Origin of the sequence: Pelagibacterium montanilacus, assembly GCF_003992665.1 — a bacterium.
Classification (GTDB): domain Bacteria; phylum Pseudomonadota; class Alphaproteobacteria; order Rhizobiales; family Devosiaceae; genus Pelagibacterium; species Pelagibacterium montanilacus.
The window spans coordinates 143,128-159,444 of sequence record NZ_RZMX01000025.1; the positions used below are offsets into that span (position 1 = coordinate 143,128).

Here is a 16,317-nt window from a genome sequence, read left to right on the forward strand (position 1 = left end):
CCTTGGGCTTCCGGCGCTTTTTTTGTCTTTTCTTGCTCAGGCCAGCGCCGTCTCCAGCGCGATCCCGATCATGTCCGAGAGCGAGGATTGCCGCGCATCCGCGTCGATCTCATCGCCCGTGACGAGACAATCGCTCATGGTGCACACCGCCAGCGCCTCCACCCCGAACCGGGCCGCCAGCGTATAGAGCGTCGCCGCCTCCATCTCGACCCCAAGCACTCCGTGGGCGATCAGCCTGTCATAGGCCGCCAGCGCATCGGGGTGGTAAAAGACGTCCGAGGACACCAGCCCGCCCACATGGGCGACAACGCCCTTCGCCTTGGCCGCTTCGGCGGCCGCGCGCAACAGCCCGAAATCGGCCGCCGGGGCGAACCCATAGGCCCCGAACCCGTCTTTCACGATCGTGGAATCGGTCGAAGCCGCGATCCCCAGGATCACCTCGCGCACCTTCACCTTCGCGTTCAGTCCTCCGCAGGTGCCCACCCGGATCAGGCGCCTCGCCCCATAGGTCGTGATCAGCTCGTGCACATAGATCGCCGTCGAGGGCTGGCCCATGCCCGTGGCCTGCACCGAAACCGGGGTACCCTTGTAGGTGCCGGTGTATCCCAGGCAATTGCGCACCGAATTGACCAGCCGGGCATCGTCCAGAAACGTCTCGGCGATCCACTTGGCCCGGAGCGGGTCTCCGGGCAGGAGTACCGCCGGGGCATAGTCTCCGGGCTTGGCATTGTTGTGAGGGGTCATCGTCTGGTCCTTGCATGCGCTTGGGGTCTGGCCCCCCAAGACTAAAGCGATTGCCCTCCCTCGGGCAATCGGGACGGCGCGGGGGTTTCACCCCCCTTGTGCTTGGCAATGGCCCGCGATTGCAGTATTGAGCGGTCGACAAGATCGTACCGACGGGTACAGTTGGGCGGCCTCTGGGCCGCAGAACCGGGGAGAGAAGGCGAAAAGCATGGACAAGTTCACCACCCTCACGGGCGTCGCCGCGCCGCTGCCGATCATCAATATCGACACCGACATGATCATCCCCAAGCAGTACCTCAAGACGATCAAGCGCACCGGGCTGGGCACCGCGCTGTTCTCGGAAATGCGCTACAACGAGGACGGCAGCGAAAAGCCCGATTTCATCCTCAACAAGCCCGCTTATCGCGGCGCAAAGATCGTGATCGCCGGCGACAATTTCGGCTGCGGCTCGTCGCGCGAGCACGCGCCCTGGGCCCTGCTCGACTACGGCATCAAATGCGTCATCTCCACGAGCTTTGCCGACATTTTCTACAACAACTGCTTCAAGAACGGCATCCTGCCCATCGTGGTCACGCCCGAGCAGCTCGAACTGCTCCTCGACGACGCCGAGCGCGGCTCCAACGCCACCCTCACGGTCGATCTCGAGAACCAGACCATTTCGGGCCCCGATGGCGGCTCCATCCATTTCGACATCGATCCCTCGCGCAAGCACGTGCTGCTCGAAGGGCTCGACGACATCGCCATGACGCTCAAGAGCGACGAGACCATCGCCGGCTATGAGACCAAAATGGCCGAGAACCGCCCCTGGGTGTAGCAAGGGCCTGATGGCGATGGCGCTCACCCGTCCCCAGATCGGCTTTGTAGCGGCGGGGACCGCGCTGACACTGGTGCTGGCCGTTCTGGTCCCCGCGCTCACCCCGCTGGTCCCGCCCTTTGTCGGGTATGCCGGCACCATGCTCCTTTATTGGATCGGGTTCTGTGTGCCGGTCTTTCTCGTGCTTGTGCCCCCCGGCCGGCGCCGGGCCCTTTTCAGCCTGAGCCTTGACGCCAGGAACCGCTGGGTTCCCCTCGCCATCGGCGTGCAGGTGCTGGCGGTGGCGATCGGCGCCTTCGTGCCGGTCCTCGGCGCGCTCACGGCGCTGTCGCTGGCGCTGGCCGGCGCGATGGCCCTGATCAACGGCGTGCTCGAAGAGGCAGCCTGGCGCGGCACAGTGATCGAGGCGTTCGCCAACCGGCCCATCGCCGGATTTGCCCTCGGCTGGGCGCTGTTCACGCTCTGGCACGTGCCCCTGGCGATGGCCGCCGGCACTGTCTATCCCGGGGGCCCGGCCGCGCTCGTCGGAGGCGCGGCGGGGCTGGGGCTGTTCTGGAGCCTCATTGCCTGGCGCACGCGCACGATCGGCTGGATCGCGCTTGCCCATATCGGCACCAATTTCTTTGCATTTTCCGCCCTCAACGTGGAGAACGGCTGGGTCTGACACCCGCGCCCCTCCCGAACCCCTCAATCCGAAAGGTATCAATCAGTCCCATGACCAACACCCTTTTCCTGCTCCCCGGCGACGGCATCGGCACCGAGATCATGGCCGAGGTCGAAAAGCTCATCACCCATCTCAACGCCAGCGGGGCGACCGATTTCGCCACCCAGAGCGGGCTGGTGGGTGGCGCCGCCTATGACGCGCACGGGGCGGCGATCTCGGAAGCGGACATGGAAAAGGCGCTGGCCGCCGACGCTGTGATCTTTGGCGCGGTGGGCGGCCCCAAATGGGACGACGTGCCCTATGACGCGCGCCCCGAGGCGGGCCTTCTGCGTCTGCGCAAGGATCTGGGCCTGTTTGCCAATCTGCGCCCCGCCATCTGCTACTCCGCGCTCGCGGCGGCGTCCTCGCTCAAGCCCGAGCTGGTCGAAGGGCTCGATATCCTGATCGTGCGCGAATTGACCGGCGGGGTCTATTTCGGCGAGCCCAAGGAAATCACCGAGCTGGGCAATGGCGCCAAGCGCGCCGTCGACACCCAGGTCTACGAGACCTACGAGATCGACCGCATCGCGCGCGTCGCCTTCGACCTCGCCATGACCCGGGGCAAAAAGGTTCATTCCGCCGACAAGAAGAACGTCATGAAGTCCGGCGTCCTCTGGGACGAGGTCGTGCGCACCGCCGCAAAGGACTATCCGGAAATCGACTTCCACCACATCCTCGCGGACAACGCGGCCATGCAGCTCGTGCGCACGCCCAAGCAGTTCGACGTCATGGTCACCGACAATCTGTTTGGCGACATCCTTTCGGACGTGGCCGCCATGCTCACCGGCTCGCTGGGCATGCTGCCCTCCGCCTCTCTGGGCGCCCCCGATGCCCAGACCGGCAAGCGCAAGGCCATGTACGAGCCCGTGCACGGCTCGGCGCCCGATATCGCGGGCAAGGGGATCGCCAATCCCATCGCCATGATCGCGAGCTTTGCCATGGCCCTGCGCTATTCCTTCGGGATGGTGGAGTTGGCCGACCGGGTGGAAAAGGCGATCTCGGACGTGCTCGATGACGGCCTGCGCTGCGCCGACATCATGCAGACCGGATGCCGCCAGGTCACCACCTCGGAAATGGGCGACGCGATCATCGCCAGGCTCGGCTGAGGACGGGTCGGACCAATGGAACACCGCGCGACTATCCCGATGCTCCGCAGCTTCGACGAGGACAAGGCGCGCGGTTTCTATTGCGGGTTTCTCGGGTTCTCGGTCGATTTCGAGCACCGCTTCGCTCCCGGCATGCCGCTCTTCATGTCGGTCAGCCGGGGCACCATCACCTTCTGGATCACCGAGCACCATGGCGATGCCACCCCCGGCGCCCATGTGGCGGTCAAGGTGACCGGGCTGGCGGCCTTCCACCGCGCACTCTCGGCCTCGGACTACCCCAACATGCGGCCGGGGCTCGATGACCATATCGGGGGCGGCAAGGTCGTCGCAGTCACCGATCCCTTCGGCAATCGCATCGATTTCATCGAGGATTGACCCGGACCGGGAACGTCCGGGGCGCGAGGGGCTTAACCATCGGGGGCGAAACAAGAGCGCGCCGGCCGGTTGAACCGGGCTGCGATTGGTTAACGATTGTGGACGGGGCCGGCGTAGCGGTCTATAAGCAGCCGCTGCCCATGGCCCTCCCGGAGGCTTCCCCTTGCGGGACCTGTCTCCGGACGCGCCCGGACAAGAAACTGCTTGGAGTTGGCCGCTATGGTGAGAGTGAAAACGACGACGTCCATCGGGAGCCTGTGCGCTGCCCTGTTTCTGGCTGGCTGCGCGAGCACGACCACCCCGCCCGCCACCGGTCTGCCCCAGCCCGCACCGATCACCCCGATCACCACGGGCACCGTCGAAAGTTCCGACCTGCCCCCCATCGGCGGCGGGACCGGAGATCAGGGCGCCGGATCGACCTTCCGGTCCTCGTCCGCCCTGCCAGCCGATACGCGAGTGTCGAACGCTTCGAGTGTCTACGACCCCTCCGGCAGCAGCGACGCGGCGTCCACGACCACCTCGGGCGGCTTTGTTTCTCTAGACGACATTTCCCCGGTGGGAACCTCTTCAGGCGGGCGGAATCTTTCGGGCGACCTGACCATGGAAGGGCTGCTGGGCGGCTGGACCCTCCGCGCCGGCACCACCGAATGCCGGCTCAACCTCACCTATACCGCCAAGGGCGCCACGGGCCATTACCGCGCTTCGACCCCGGGCTGCACCCAGGAGACACTGGCCGGCGTTGCCGCCTGGCAGCTCCTCGGAAGCCAGATCCAGCTCTATGACGATGCCGACCAGCTCATCGGCACCCTGCTGCGCTCGGGCGACCGGTTCGTGGGAACCCTTGCGGGCGGCCAGTCCGTCACCCTGACCGGCTGAGCGCCCTTGGCGTCCGACCAACCCGAAGGCGGCGTTCTCGACCGCTATGCAGAGATGGTCGTCTCCGGCCATTTGAGGGCCGACCCCGCCCAGAAGGCCGCCGCCGCCAAGCTCGACGCCTTGGCGCGCCGTCTCTCGGATCTGGAATCGGGATCGGGCTCCATCCTCGCCTCGCTCTTTCGCCGCAAGCGTTCTGCTCCGCGCGGGCTCTACATCTGGGGCGATGTGGGCCGGGGCAAGACCATGCTCATGGACCTTTTTTACGACTCCGTGCCCGTCGAGGCGCGCCGCAGGGTCCATTTCCACGAATTCATGAACGAGGTGCACGAGGCGATCGCCGCCTTCCGCGCCGAGGACCGCAAGACCGAGGGCGCGCGCGATCCCATTCCCTCGGTGGCCCGCACCGTCTCGCGCGCCGTGCGGCTGTTGTGCTTTGACGAATTCGTGGTCTCCGACATCACCGACGCCATGATCCTCAAACGCCTGTTCGAGGTGCTGTTCAAGGACGGGGTCGTGGTCGTCGCCACCTCCAACATCCCCCCCGACCGGCTCTACTGGAACGGGCTCAACCGCCAGCTTTTCACCCCCTTCATCGCGCTGCTGGAAAGCCAGTGCGAGGTCTACAATCTCGACGCCGAGACCGACTACCGCCGCGACAAGCTCTCGGGACGGGAAGTCTATCGTTTCGGCACCGGCGATGACGTGCGCCGGCAGATGGATACGCTCTTTGACGAGCTGACCGGCGGGGTCCCGCCCCGCCCCGCCAGCGTCGAGAGCCTCGGGCGCACCATTGCCGTCCCCGCCCAGGCCATGGGCGTGGCCCGCTTTGCCTTCTCCGATCTGTGCGAAAAGCCCCTGGGCGCGCGCGATTACCTGCGGATCGCCAAGGCCTACCACACCCTCGTGCTCGACGGCGTGCCGGTGTTCTCGCGCCTGCGCACCGACGCCTCCAAGCGCTTCATCCTGCTCGTCGACACGCTTTACGACCGCGGGGTCAAGCTCGCGGCGAGTTTCGAAGCCCCGCTCGATCAATTGGCCCGCGACAAGGACACCGCGTTCGAGTTCGCCCGGTGCCTGTCGCGTCTCGAGGAGATGCGCTCGACCGACTACATCGCCCAGCCGCTGCGCCAGGACAGGCTGCCCGAAGCGTCCTGAGCGCGACGAACACGCGCTTTCCCCGGCAGGGAAAGTGTCAGGATTGCAGACCTATTCTGGAGACCCCGACGACCGAAATCTGCCGGAATCGGCAGCGTTAGACGAAGGGTTCACTTGCGTCCGATGGTCACACGGTCTAAGGATGCCCCAGAGGAGAGCCAACTTTACCTATAGGGAAATTAGCTGATGGCACGCAAGAAAATCGCCCTGATCGGTGCCGGTCAGATCGGAGGAACCCTGGCCCATCTGGTCGCGCTCAAGGAATTGGGCGACGTGGTGCTGTTCGACATCGTCGACGGCGTGCCCCAGGGCAAGGCACTCGACCTCGCCCAGTCCGGGCCCGTCGAGGGCTACAATGCTAGGCTCAAGGGCACGTCAGAATACAAGGACATCGACGGCGCCGATGTCGTGATCGTCACCGCCGGCGTGCCGCGCAAGCCGGGCATGAGCCGCGACGATCTTCTCGAAATCAACCTCAAGGTGATGGAGCAGGTTGGCGCGGGCATTTCGAAATATGCCCCCGACGCCTTCGTGATCTGCATCACCAACCCGCTCGACGCCATGGTCTGGGCGCTCCAGAAGTTCTCCAGCCTTCCCGCCGAAAAGGTCGTCGGCATGGCCGGCGTGCTCGATTCGGCGCGGTTCCGCCACTTCATCGCCGACGAGCTCGACGTCTCGGTCCAGGACGTGACCGCGTTCGTCATGGGCGGACATGGCGACACCATGGTCCCGCTCACCCGCTATTCCACCGTCGGCGGCATTCCCCTGCCCGATCTGGTCAAGATGGGCTGGCTCGCCAAGGACCGGCTCGACGAGATCGTCCAGCGCACCCGTGACGGCGGCGCCGAGATCGTCGGGCTGCTGAAAACCGGTTCGGCCTTCTATGCCCCGGCCGCATCGGCCATCGAGATGGCCGAAAGCTACCTCAAGGACAAAAAGCGCGTCCTGCCCGCCGCCGCCTATCTCACCGGCGAGTTCGGGGTGGATTCCATGTATGTGGGCGTGCCCGTCGTCATCGGCGCGCGCGGCGTGGAAAAGATTGTCGAGATCGACCTCAACGGGTCCGAAAAGAAGGCGTTCGAGAAGTCCGTGGCTTCGGTCGAGGGACTGGTGGACGCCTGCAAGAAGATCGCCCCCAAGCTGGCCTGACCGGCATAACAAGGAAGTGCGAGAGCAATGAACATTCACGAATACCAGGCCAAGCAGCTCCTCAAGGGCTATGGCGCTCCGGTTGCCCAGGGCGTCGCGATCCAGTCGGCCGACGAGGCCGAAGCCGCCGCCAGATCGCTGCCCGGCCCGCTCTATGTGGTCAAGTCCCAGATCCATGCGGGCGGCCGGGGCAAGGGCAAGTTCAAGGAACTGGGCCCCGATGCCAAGGGCGGAGTGCGCCTGGCCAAATCCGTGGACGAGGCGGTCGCCCACGCCCGCGAGATGCTCGGCAACACGCTGGTGACCGCCCAGACCGGCGACGCCGGCAAGCAGGTCAACCGCCTCTATATCGAGGACGGCGCCGACATCGATCGTGAACTCTATCTCTCGCTTCTGGTCGATCGCACCACGGGCCGGGTGGCCTTCGTCGCCTCCACCGAGGGCGGCATGGACATCGAGGCCGTGGCCGAGCACACGCCCGAAAAGATCTTCACCCTGCCCATCGATCCCGACACCGGGGTCACCGACGCCGATGCCGACAAGCTCGCCCGGAGTCTGGTGCTCGAGGGCAAGGCCGCCGATCAGGCCAAGGGCGTCTTCAAGCTGCTCTACACCGCCTTTGTCGAAAAGGACATGAGCCTTCTCGAGATCAACCCCTTCATCGTCATGGAGAACGGCGACGTTCGCGTGCTCGATGCCAAGGTGAGCTTCGACGGCAACGCGCTGTTCCGCCACGAGGACGTGGTCGCCCTGCGCGATCTGTCCGAAGAGGACGCAAAGGAAATCGAGGCCTCCAAATGGGACCTCGCCTATGTGGCGCTCGACGGCAACATCGGCTGCATGGTCAACGGCGCGGGCCTGGCCATGGCAACCATGGACATCATCAAGCTCTATGGCGCCGAGCCGGCCAACTTCCTTGACGTGGGGGGCGGCGCCTCCAAGGAGAAGGTCACCGCCGCCTTCAAGATCATCACCGCGGACCCGGCCGTCAAAGGCATCCTGGTCAACATCTTCGGCGGCATCATGCGCTGCGATGTGATCGCCGAGGGCGTGATCGCCGCGGTCAAGGACGTGGGGCTCAACGTCCCGCTCGTCGTCCGTCTCGAGGGCACGCGCGTGGCCGAGGGCAAGAAGATCATCGACGAGAGCGGGCTCAACGTCATCTCCGCCGACGATCTGGACGACGCCGCCCAGAAGATCGTGGCCGCCGTCAACTCCAAATAGGGCTTGAACGAGTCGTACCGAAAAGGGAGGGCCCCCGAGAACGGGGCCGATACCAAAGCAGTGAAGCTGGCCGCGCTCCAAACCAATTTCTGTCTGGCGTCCGCGCTTGTTGGCCTTTTGGCCACGGGCGCGGCGCTGGCCGAGGACGGGCCCGAACCCTCGGTGCCCGATGGGCCGCGGTTTGTCGCGCTTTATGCCGAGGCGTGCTTTCCCGAGCGGTTCAGTTTCGATGCCACGCTGGCCCACGCCCAGTCCATCGGCTGGACCGATCGCGATCTGGTGCTCTTTGATCCCTACACCCGGCTCATGGAAGCCTCCCGGCAGGGCTACGAGGCCGAGATCGCCGACGGCTTTGAGGCCGAGATGCGCATTGCAGGCCTCTGGCGGAAGGACGAGGGCAGGACCTATGTCTTCGTCGTCACCGAAGTGCTCAGCGAACATATCGATCTCGTGGGCTGCTATGTCTACGATTTCGACGCCACCGCGCCGATCGACCCCGCTTTCGTCACCGACCTGCTGGGCCAGCCGATCGCCTACCGCACCGATGGGGATGACCCGCTTTTCGCCCAGCCCGAATCCGAAATCGTGAGCGTGGTCTGGGGGCCTCCCCCCGATTATCCGCGCATGCTCGACACCTATCTCACCTTCCTTCCCGAAGGTTCGCCCCATGAGGCCGTCACAGGCTTTTCCGGCCTCATGATCAAATCCGAAACGTCGCTGCCTTAAGGGTCAGGTCCGACTGCATTGGCCCCAAAGGGGCAAAACGGAGCAAAAGACAAGACAATGTCCATTCTCGTCGACCGCAACACCAAGGTCCTGGTTCAGGGCCTCACCGGCAAGACCGGAACCTTCCACACCGAGCAGGCCCTGGCCTATTTCGGCACCCAGATGGTAGGCGGCATCCACCCCAAGAAGGGCGGGGAAACCTGGTCTTCGGGCGTGGACGGCACCGAGCTGCCGGTCTTTGCCTCGGTCGCCGAGGGGCGCGAGCGCACCGGCGCCAACGCCTCGGTCATCTATGTGCCCCCCGCGGGCGCGGCCGCCGCGATCATCGAGGCGATCGATGCGGGCATCGAGCTGATCGTCGCGATCACCGAGGGCGTGCCGGTCATGGACATGATCAAGGTCAAGGCCCGGCTCGAGAAATCCAGTTCCCGCCTGATCGGCCCCAACTGCCCGGGCGTGCTCACGCCCGAGCAGTGCAAGATCGGCATCATGCCGGGCAACATCTTTTCCAAGGGTTCGGTGGGCATCGTCTCGCGTTCGGGCACGCTCACCTACGAGGCCGTGTTCCAGACCACCAACGAAAAGCTCGGCCAGACCACCGCGGTCGGCATCGGCGGCGATCCGGTCAAGGGCACCGAGTTCATCGACATGCTCGAGATGTTTCTGGCCGACGAGGAAACCAAGTCGATCATCATGATCGGCGAGATCGGCGGCTCGGCCGAGGAAGAAGCCGCCCAGTTCCTGATCGACGAGGCCAGGAAGGGCCGGAAAAAGCCCATGGCGGGCTTCATTGCCGGTCTCACTGCGCCTGCTGGCCGCACCATGGGTCACGCCGGGGCGGTGATCTCGGGCGGCAAGGGCGGCGCCGAGGACAAGATCGCGGCCATGGAAGCGGCCGGCATCAAGGTCTCGAAATCCCCCGCACGGATCGGGGCGACCCTTGTCGAGGTCTTGAAGGGCTGAATTTTTCCGGTTTTGCTTTGCGTGGCGCCGTCAAGGTGCCACCATTGCACCTGAAGTGTGGGGCGACCGTGCGCAGCGGCCGGCCCGGACCGCAAGCAGAAGCGACCCCGCCGGCGCCTGGCGTGCCGGCACCGTAAAGACCAGAACCAGCGGACCGCACCGGGCGGGCGGGCCGCGCAGACAGGATCGGGCGGATACCCGATCGGGACCCAGATGGCACGAGCAGACCAGAACGAAGCCTTTTTGCTGACCTCATTCCTCTATGGCGGCAATGCCGGCTATGTCGAGGACCTCTACGCACGCTTCAAGTCCGACCCCTCCAGTGTCGACCGCAGTTGGGCGGAGTTCTTCTCCCAATTGCCCGACGGCACCGATGATGCGCGCCGCAACGCCGAAGGGCCGAGCTGGCAGCGACGGGACTGGCCGCGTCCGGCCAATGGCGATCTGGTCGCCGCCTTTGACGGGAACTGGGGCGATATCGCCCTCAAGACCCACAAGGCCGTGGCTGCCAAGGCGCAAAAGGACGGCGACGCGGTCAGCGCCGAGGCCGTCATGCAGGCCACCCGCGATTCCATCCACGCCATCATGATGATCCGCGCCTATCGCATGCGCGGGCACCTGCATGCCAATCTCGATCCCCTGGGACTCGAGGTCCGCGAGGAAGCCCCCGAGCTCGATCCGGCCACCTACGGGTTCACCGAGGCCGATTACGGCCGCGAGATCTTCATCGACTATTATCTGGGGCTCGAATTCGCCACCGTCCCCCAGATGCTCGACGTGCTCCGCCGCACCTATTGCGGCACGCTGGGCATCGAGTTCATGCACATCTCCGATCCCGAATCAAAGGCCTGGATCCAGGAGCGCATCGAGGGTCCGGACAAGGAAATCACCTTCACCCCGCGCGGCAAGAAGGCGATTCTCGCCAAGCTGGCCGAGGCCGAGGGGTTCGAGAAATTCCTCGACGTCAAATACACCGGCACCAAGCGCTTCGGGCTCGACGGCGCCGAAAGCCTCATCCCCGCCCTTGAGCAGATCATCAAGCGCGGCGGCGCGCTGGGGGTCAAGGACATCGTCCTGGGCATGGCCCACCGCGGCCGGCTCAACGTCCTCACCCAGGTGATGGCCAAGCCCCACCGCGCGCTCTTTCACGAATTCAAGGGCGGCGCCTTCTACCCCGACGACGTCGAGGGCTCGGGCGACGTCAAATACCATCTGGGCGCCTCCTCGGACCGCGAGTTCGACGGCAATTCGGTTCACCTGTCGCTGACCGCCAATCCCAGCCACCTCGAGATCGTCGATCCGGTGGTCCTGGGCAAGTCGCGCGCCAAGCAGGACCAGATCGCGGCCCGCGACGGCCGGTTCGTCGAACCCCGCCAGGTCGACCGCAGCACCGTTCTGCCCCTGTTGTTGCACGGGGACGCGGCCTTTGCCGGCCAGGGCGTGGTCGCCGAGTGTTTCGGGCTTTCGGGCCTCAAGGGGCACCGGACGGGCGGCTCGATCCATTTCGTGATCAACAACCAGATCGGGTTCACCACCTCCCCGCACTTCTCGCGGTCCTCGCCCTATCCCACCGATGTCGCCAAGATGATCGAGGCCCCGGTGTTCCACGTGAACGGGGACGATCCCGAAGCGGTGGTCTTTGCCGCAAAGATCGCCACCGAATACCGCCAGAAGTTCGGGCGGCCGGTCGTGATCGACATGTTCTGCTACCGCCGGTTCGGCCACAATGAAGGCGACGAGCCGAGCTTTACCCAGCCGCTGATGTACAAGGCGATCCGCAATCACCGGACAACCTTCGATCTTTATGCCGAAAAGCTGGTCAACGAGGGCGTCGCGACCTCCGAGGAGATCGACACCATCAAGGGTGACTGGCGCGCCTTTCTCGAAAAGGAATTCGAGGCCGGTCAGGACTACCGCCCCAACAAGGCCGACTGGCTCGACGGCGCCTGGAAGAACATCAAGCTCGCCGAGGTCGACGGCCCGCGCCGCGGCAACACCGGGGTGGAGCTCGACCAGTTGCGCGCGCTGGGCGAAAAGCTGTGCACCGTGCCCGAGGGCTTCAACGTCCACCGCACGGTCCAGCGCTTCCTCGACAACCGCAAGAAGATCATCACCGCCGGCCAGGGCATCGACTGGGCGACCGCCGAGGCGCTGAGCTTTGCCGCCCTGATCGAGGAGGGCCATCCGGTCCGTCTCTCGGGCCAGGACGTGGAGCGGGGCACCTTCTCCCAGCGCCACACCGTGCTCTACGATCAGGAGAACGAGACCACCTTCACCCCGCTCAACAATCTCGCCGAGAACCAGGGCCGCTACGAGGTCATCAACTCGATGCTCTCGGAAGAAGCCGTGCTCGGGTTCGAATACGGCTATTCGCTGTCCGAGCCCAACGCTCTCACCGTCTGGGAAGCCCAGTTCGGCGATTTCGTGAACGGCGCGCAGGTGATCATCGACCAGTTCATCGCCGCGGGCGAACGCAAATGGCTGCGCATGAGCGGGCTGGTGATGCTTCTGCCCCACGGCTATGAAGGCCAGGGCCCCGAGCATTCCTCGGCCCGCCCCGAGCGCTTCCTGCAGCTGTGCGCCGAGGACAACATGCAGGTCCTCAACTGCACCACGCCGGCCAATTATTTTCACGCCCTGCGCCGGCAACTGAAGCGCGATTTCCGCAAGCCGCTGATCATCATGACCCCGAAATCGCTCCTGCGTCACAAGCGGGCGGTGTCCGGGCTCAACGAATTCGGCCCCGAGAGCTTCTTTCACCGCCTGCTCTGGGACGATGCCGAGGCCCCCGGCGCCCCCAAGACCGAGATCCGTCTGGTCCCCGACGACAAGATCCGCCGCGTCGTGATCTGCACCGGCAAGGTCTATTACGACCTGCTCGAGGACCGCGAGAAGCGCGGGCTCGACGACGTCTATCTCATGCGTCTCGAGCAGCTCTACCCCTTCCCGGCCAAGGCGCTGATCGACGAATTGTCGCGCTTTGCCAATGCCGAGGTGGTCTGGTGCCAGGAAGAGCCCAAGAACATGGGCGCGTGGTCCTTCGTCCAGCCCTATGTGGAATGGGTGCTCGAGCAGATGGGCCGTCCGGGCGACCGGCCGCGCTATGTGGGCCGTCCGGCCTCCGCGTCGACGGCCACGGGCCTGATGCGCACCCATCTTGCCCAGCTTCAGGCCTTCCTCGACGAAGCGTTCGAATAGATCAGAGCCATTGAAAGGGGCCGGGCATCTGATGCCCGGCACCCATGAGGATCAAAAGGATACCCCACTATGTCCACAGAAGTTCGCGTCCCGACCCTTGGGGAAAGCGTTACCGAGGCCACCATCGGGCAATGGTTCAAGAAGGTCGGTGACGCGGTCGCCGCCGACGAGCCGCTCGTCGAGCTCGAGACCGACAAGGTCACCATCGAGGTGCCCGCCCCCGCCGCCGGCACGCTCGAGGCCATCGCTGTCAACGAGGGCGACACCGTCGAGGTCGGCGCCCTGATCGGCGCCATCGCCGAAGGCGCCGCTGGTGCAAAGCCGGCCGAAGACAAGGCCGCTGACGACAAGAAGGCCGAGCCCGCCGCCGCCCCCAAGGGCGAGGAAAAGACCCAAGCCAAAGCGGACGACAAGGGCGGCGACATGCCCCCCGCCCCCGCCGCCCGCAAGATGGCCGAGGAAAAGGGCGTCGACACCGCCGGCATCGAAGGCTCGGGCAAGCGCGGCCAGGTGCTCAAGGAAGACGTCGCCAGAACCGACAATGCCCCCGACACCGCCCCCGCTGCCGCGAAATCGGAAGCCAAGGCCCCGGCCCGCGCGCCGTCCTCCGAGGGTGATGGCGCACGCGAGGAGCGGGTCAAGATGACCCGCCTGCGCCAGACCATCGCGCGGCGCCTCAAGGACGCCCAGAACACCGCGGCCATGCTCACCACCTTCAACGAGGTGGACATGAAGCCGGTGATGGACCTGCGCAATTCCTACAAGGAGCTCTTTGAGAAAAAGCACGGCGTCAAGCTCGGCTTCATGGGCTTTTTCGCCCGCGCGGTCTGCCACGCCCTCAAAGAGATCCCCGCGGTGAACGCCGAGATCGACGGCACCGACCTCATCTACAAGAACTTCGCCCATATCGGGGTGGCCGTGGGCACCGACAAGGGCCTCGTCGTCCCGGTGGTGCGCGACGCCGACCAGATGTCGATCGCCGAGATCGAAAAGGAAATCGGCCGGCTCGGCCGCGCCGCGCGCGACGGCCAGCTCTCGATGGCCGACATGCAGGGCGGCACCTTCACCATCTCCAATGGCGGTGTATACGGCTCGCTGATGAGCACCCCGATCCTCAATGCCCCCCAGTCGGGCATTCTGGGCATGCACAAGATCCAGGAGCGCCCCGTGGTCGTCGACGGGCAGATCACCATCCGCCCGATGATGTATCTGGCCCTCTCCTATGATCACCGCATCGTGGACGGCAAGGAAGCGGTCACCTTCCTCGTCCGGGTCAAGGAAAGCCTCGAGGATCCCCAGCGCCTCGTCCTCGATCTCTAGCGCACACGGCGCGCGCCGGACCCTTTGGCTCCGGCGCCGCTTTTCCTGCAGTCAAACCGGGTTGGGATGATCTCATGAGCCTCGAAGTCACGTTGCTGGTCTGGTCGGTGCTCGTGCTGTTCGCCCATATCGGGATCCAGTCCGGTCTCCTGACCCGCGATCTGGGGTCCGACTACAATGCCGGCCCGCGCGACGAGAGCCGCACGCTCAGCCCCGTTGCCGGGCGCGCCGAACGGGCCCTGCGCAATTTCCTCGAGACCTGGCCGGCCTTTATCGCCCTGGCGCTCGTGGTCCAGCTCACCGACGCCTCGAGCTGGGTCACCCAATTGGGTGCCATCCTCTATCTGGTCGGCCGCATCGTCTATATTCCCCTGTATCTCGCAGCCATCAAATATGTCCGCTCGCTCGCCTTTGCCGTGAGCAGCGCGGGGCTTTTGATGATGTTTGTCGGGGTTCTGTCCTGATCGCTGCCCCTTGAGGGGCGCCACCGCCACCGATTTGCTCAAAGACCTGCCAAGGAATTTCATCATGGCCGACACCTTCGATCTTACCGTCATCGGAACGGGCCCGGGGGGCTATGTGTGCGCCATCCGCGCCGCCCAGCTCGGCATGAAGGTCGCCGTGGTCGAGAAATGGCCCAGCTTCGGGGGCACCTGCCTCAACATCGGCTGCATTCCGTCCAAGGCGCTCCTTCACGCCTCGGAAATGTTCGAGGAAGCCGGCCACACCTTCCCCCAGCTCGGCATCGAAGTGGGGGCGCCCAAGCTCAATCTCGACGCCATGATGGCCCACAAGGACGATACCGTCGCCTCCAACACCGGCGGCATCGAATACCTTTTCAAGAAGAACAAGATCACCACCTTCAAGGGCACCGGCACCATCGCGGGCACCGGCAAGGTCACCGTCACGGGCGATGATGGCGAGACCACCATCGAGACGAAAAACATCGTGATCGCCTCGGGCTCGGTCCCGGCCAACCTGCCGGGTATCGAGCTCGACGAGGAACGGGTCGTCACCTCCACCGGCGCGCTCAAGCTCGGCAAGGTCCCCGAAAACCTTCTGGTCATCGGCGCCGGCGTCATCGGGCTCGAGCTCGGCTCGGTCTGGGCGCGTCTGGGCGCCAGGGTCACCGTCGTGGAATATCTCGACCGTATTCTTCCCGGCATGGATGGTGACGTCGCCAAGCAGTTCCAGCGCATCCTTGCCAAACAGGGCCTCGAGTTCAAGCTGGCCACCAAGGTGACCGGCATCGAAAAGACCGATGCCGGCCTCTCGGTCACCATCGAGCCCGCCAAGGGCGGCGAAGCCCAAACCCTTGCCACCGACATCGCACTGGTCGCCATCGGCCGTCTGCCCTTCACCGACGGGCTGGGTCTCGATGAAGCAGGGATCGAGCGCGACGAGCGCGGCCGGGTCAAGACCGACGGTCACTACAAGACCTCGCTCGAGGGCGTTTACGCCATCGGCGACGTCATCGCCGGCCCCATGCTCGCCCACAAGGCCGAGGACGAGGGCATCGCGGTCGCCGAAATCCTCGCCGGTCAGGCCGGACACGTCAATTACCGTGTCATCCCCTCGGTGGTCTACACCAACCCCGAGGTCGCCTCGGTGGGCAGGACCGAGGAAGAGCTCAAGGCCGACGGGATCGAGTTCAAAGCCTCCAAATTCCCCTTCACCGCCAATGGCCGCGCCAAGGCCATGCTGGCCAGCCAGGGCTTCGTCAAGATCCTCGCGGACGCGGAAACCGACCGGGTTCTGGGCTGCCACATCGTGGGCAAGGGCGCCGGCGAGATGATCCACGAGGCCGCGGTGCTGATGGAATTTTCCGGCTCGGCCGAAGACCTCGCCCGCACCTGCCACGCCCACCCCACCATGAGCGAAGCCGTCCGCGAGGCGGCCCTCGGCCTGGGCGACGGCCCCATCCACATCTGACCCCGGCGGGCCCGCCGGGGACCGCGAAACGA

The 16,317-nt window shown here is 65.3% G+C and carries 15 protein-coding genes; 14 read left to right on the forward strand and 1 reads right to left on the reverse strand.

Annotated elements, in window-relative coordinates; genetic code table 11:
* Positions 1–36 precede the first annotated feature (36 nt).
* A complete protein-coding gene (deoD, locus tag EO136_RS09640) occupies positions 37–744 on the reverse strand; it encodes a purine-nucleoside phosphorylase (RefSeq protein WP_127144228.1) in 708 nt (235 codons plus the stop codon).
* Positions 745–952: 208 nt separating this feature from the next.
* Here deoD and leuD point away from each other — a divergent pair, with 208 nt between their 5' ends.
* From leuD to lpdA, 14 genes are all read left to right on the forward strand, one after another.
* A complete protein-coding gene (leuD, locus tag EO136_RS09645; RefSeq protein ID WP_127144229.1) occupies positions 953–1,558 on the forward strand; it encodes a 3-isopropylmalate dehydratase small subunit in 606 nt (201 codons plus the stop codon).
* Between the two features lie 16 nt (positions 1,559–1,574).
* Positions 1,575–2,222, forward strand: coding sequence for a CPBP family glutamic-type intramembrane protease (locus tag EO136_RS09650; RefSeq protein ID WP_164730519.1), 648 nt, complete (start codon positions 1,575–1,577; stop codon positions 2,220–2,222).
* Between the two features lie 50 nt (positions 2,223–2,272).
* Positions 2,273–3,367 (forward strand): 3-isopropylmalate dehydrogenase, encoded by a 1,095-nt coding sequence (gene leuB / locus EO136_RS09655; protein WP_127144231.1) that lies wholly within the window; start codon positions 2,273–2,275, stop codon positions 3,365–3,367.
* A gap of 15 nt (positions 3,368–3,382) precedes the next feature.
* Positions 3,383–3,742, forward strand: a complete 360-nt coding sequence (locus EO136_RS09660) for a glyoxalase superfamily protein (RefSeq protein ID WP_127144232.1) — start codon at positions 3,383–3,385, stop codon at positions 3,740–3,742.
* 219 nt (positions 3,743–3,961) lie between these two features.
* A complete protein-coding gene (locus EO136_RS09665; protein ID WP_127144233.1) occupies positions 3,962–4,618 on the forward strand; it encodes an AprI/Inh family metalloprotease inhibitor in 657 nt (218 codons plus the stop codon).
* 6 nt (positions 4,619–4,624) lie between these two features.
* Positions 4,625–5,773, forward strand: coding sequence for a cell division protein ZapE (gene zapE, locus EO136_RS09670; protein ID WP_246018319.1), 1,149 nt, complete (start codon positions 4,625–4,627; stop codon positions 5,771–5,773).
* 186 nt (positions 5,774–5,959) lie between these two features.
* A complete protein-coding gene (gene mdh, locus EO136_RS09675) occupies positions 5,960–6,922 on the forward strand; it encodes a malate dehydrogenase (RefSeq protein ID WP_127144234.1) in 963 nt (320 codons plus the stop codon).
* Between the two features lie 27 nt (positions 6,923–6,949).
* Entirely contained in the window at positions 6,950–8,146 is a 1,197-nt protein-coding gene (gene sucC / locus EO136_RS09680; RefSeq protein WP_127144235.1) for an ADP-forming succinate--CoA ligase subunit beta, read from the forward strand.
* Between the two features lie 60 nt (positions 8,147–8,206).
* Complete coding sequence (locus EO136_RS09685) at positions 8,207–8,872, forward strand: hypothetical protein (RefSeq protein ID WP_127144236.1); 666 nt, start codon at positions 8,207–8,209, stop codon at positions 8,870–8,872.
* A gap of 57 nt (positions 8,873–8,929) precedes the next feature.
* On the forward strand, positions 8,930–9,835 hold the full coding sequence (gene sucD / locus EO136_RS09690; RefSeq protein ID WP_127144237.1) for a succinate--CoA ligase subunit alpha: 906 nt from the start codon (positions 8,930–8,932) through the stop codon (positions 9,833–9,835).
* Between the two features lie 213 nt (positions 9,836–10,048).
* Positions 10,049–13,033 (forward strand): 2-oxoglutarate dehydrogenase E1 component, encoded by a 2,985-nt coding sequence (locus tag EO136_RS09695; RefSeq protein ID WP_127144238.1) that lies wholly within the window; start codon positions 10,049–10,051, stop codon positions 13,031–13,033.
* 69 nt (positions 13,034–13,102) lie between these two features.
* Positions 13,103–14,353, forward strand: a complete 1,251-nt coding sequence (odhB, locus tag EO136_RS09700; RefSeq protein WP_127144239.1) for a 2-oxoglutarate dehydrogenase complex dihydrolipoyllysine-residue succinyltransferase — start codon at positions 13,103–13,105, stop codon at positions 14,351–14,353.
* Positions 14,354–14,427: 74 nt separating this feature from the next.
* Complete coding sequence (locus tag EO136_RS09705; protein ID WP_127144240.1) at positions 14,428–14,817, forward strand: MAPEG family protein; 390 nt, start codon at positions 14,428–14,430, stop codon at positions 14,815–14,817.
* A gap of 64 nt (positions 14,818–14,881) precedes the next feature.
* Positions 14,882–16,285 carry a dihydrolipoyl dehydrogenase gene (gene lpdA, locus EO136_RS09710; RefSeq protein ID WP_127144241.1) on the forward strand — a complete coding sequence of 468 codons (1,404 nt, stop codon included), beginning with the start codon at positions 14,882–14,884 and terminating at the stop codon, positions 16,283–16,285.
* Positions 16,286–16,317: the final 32 nt, after the last annotated feature.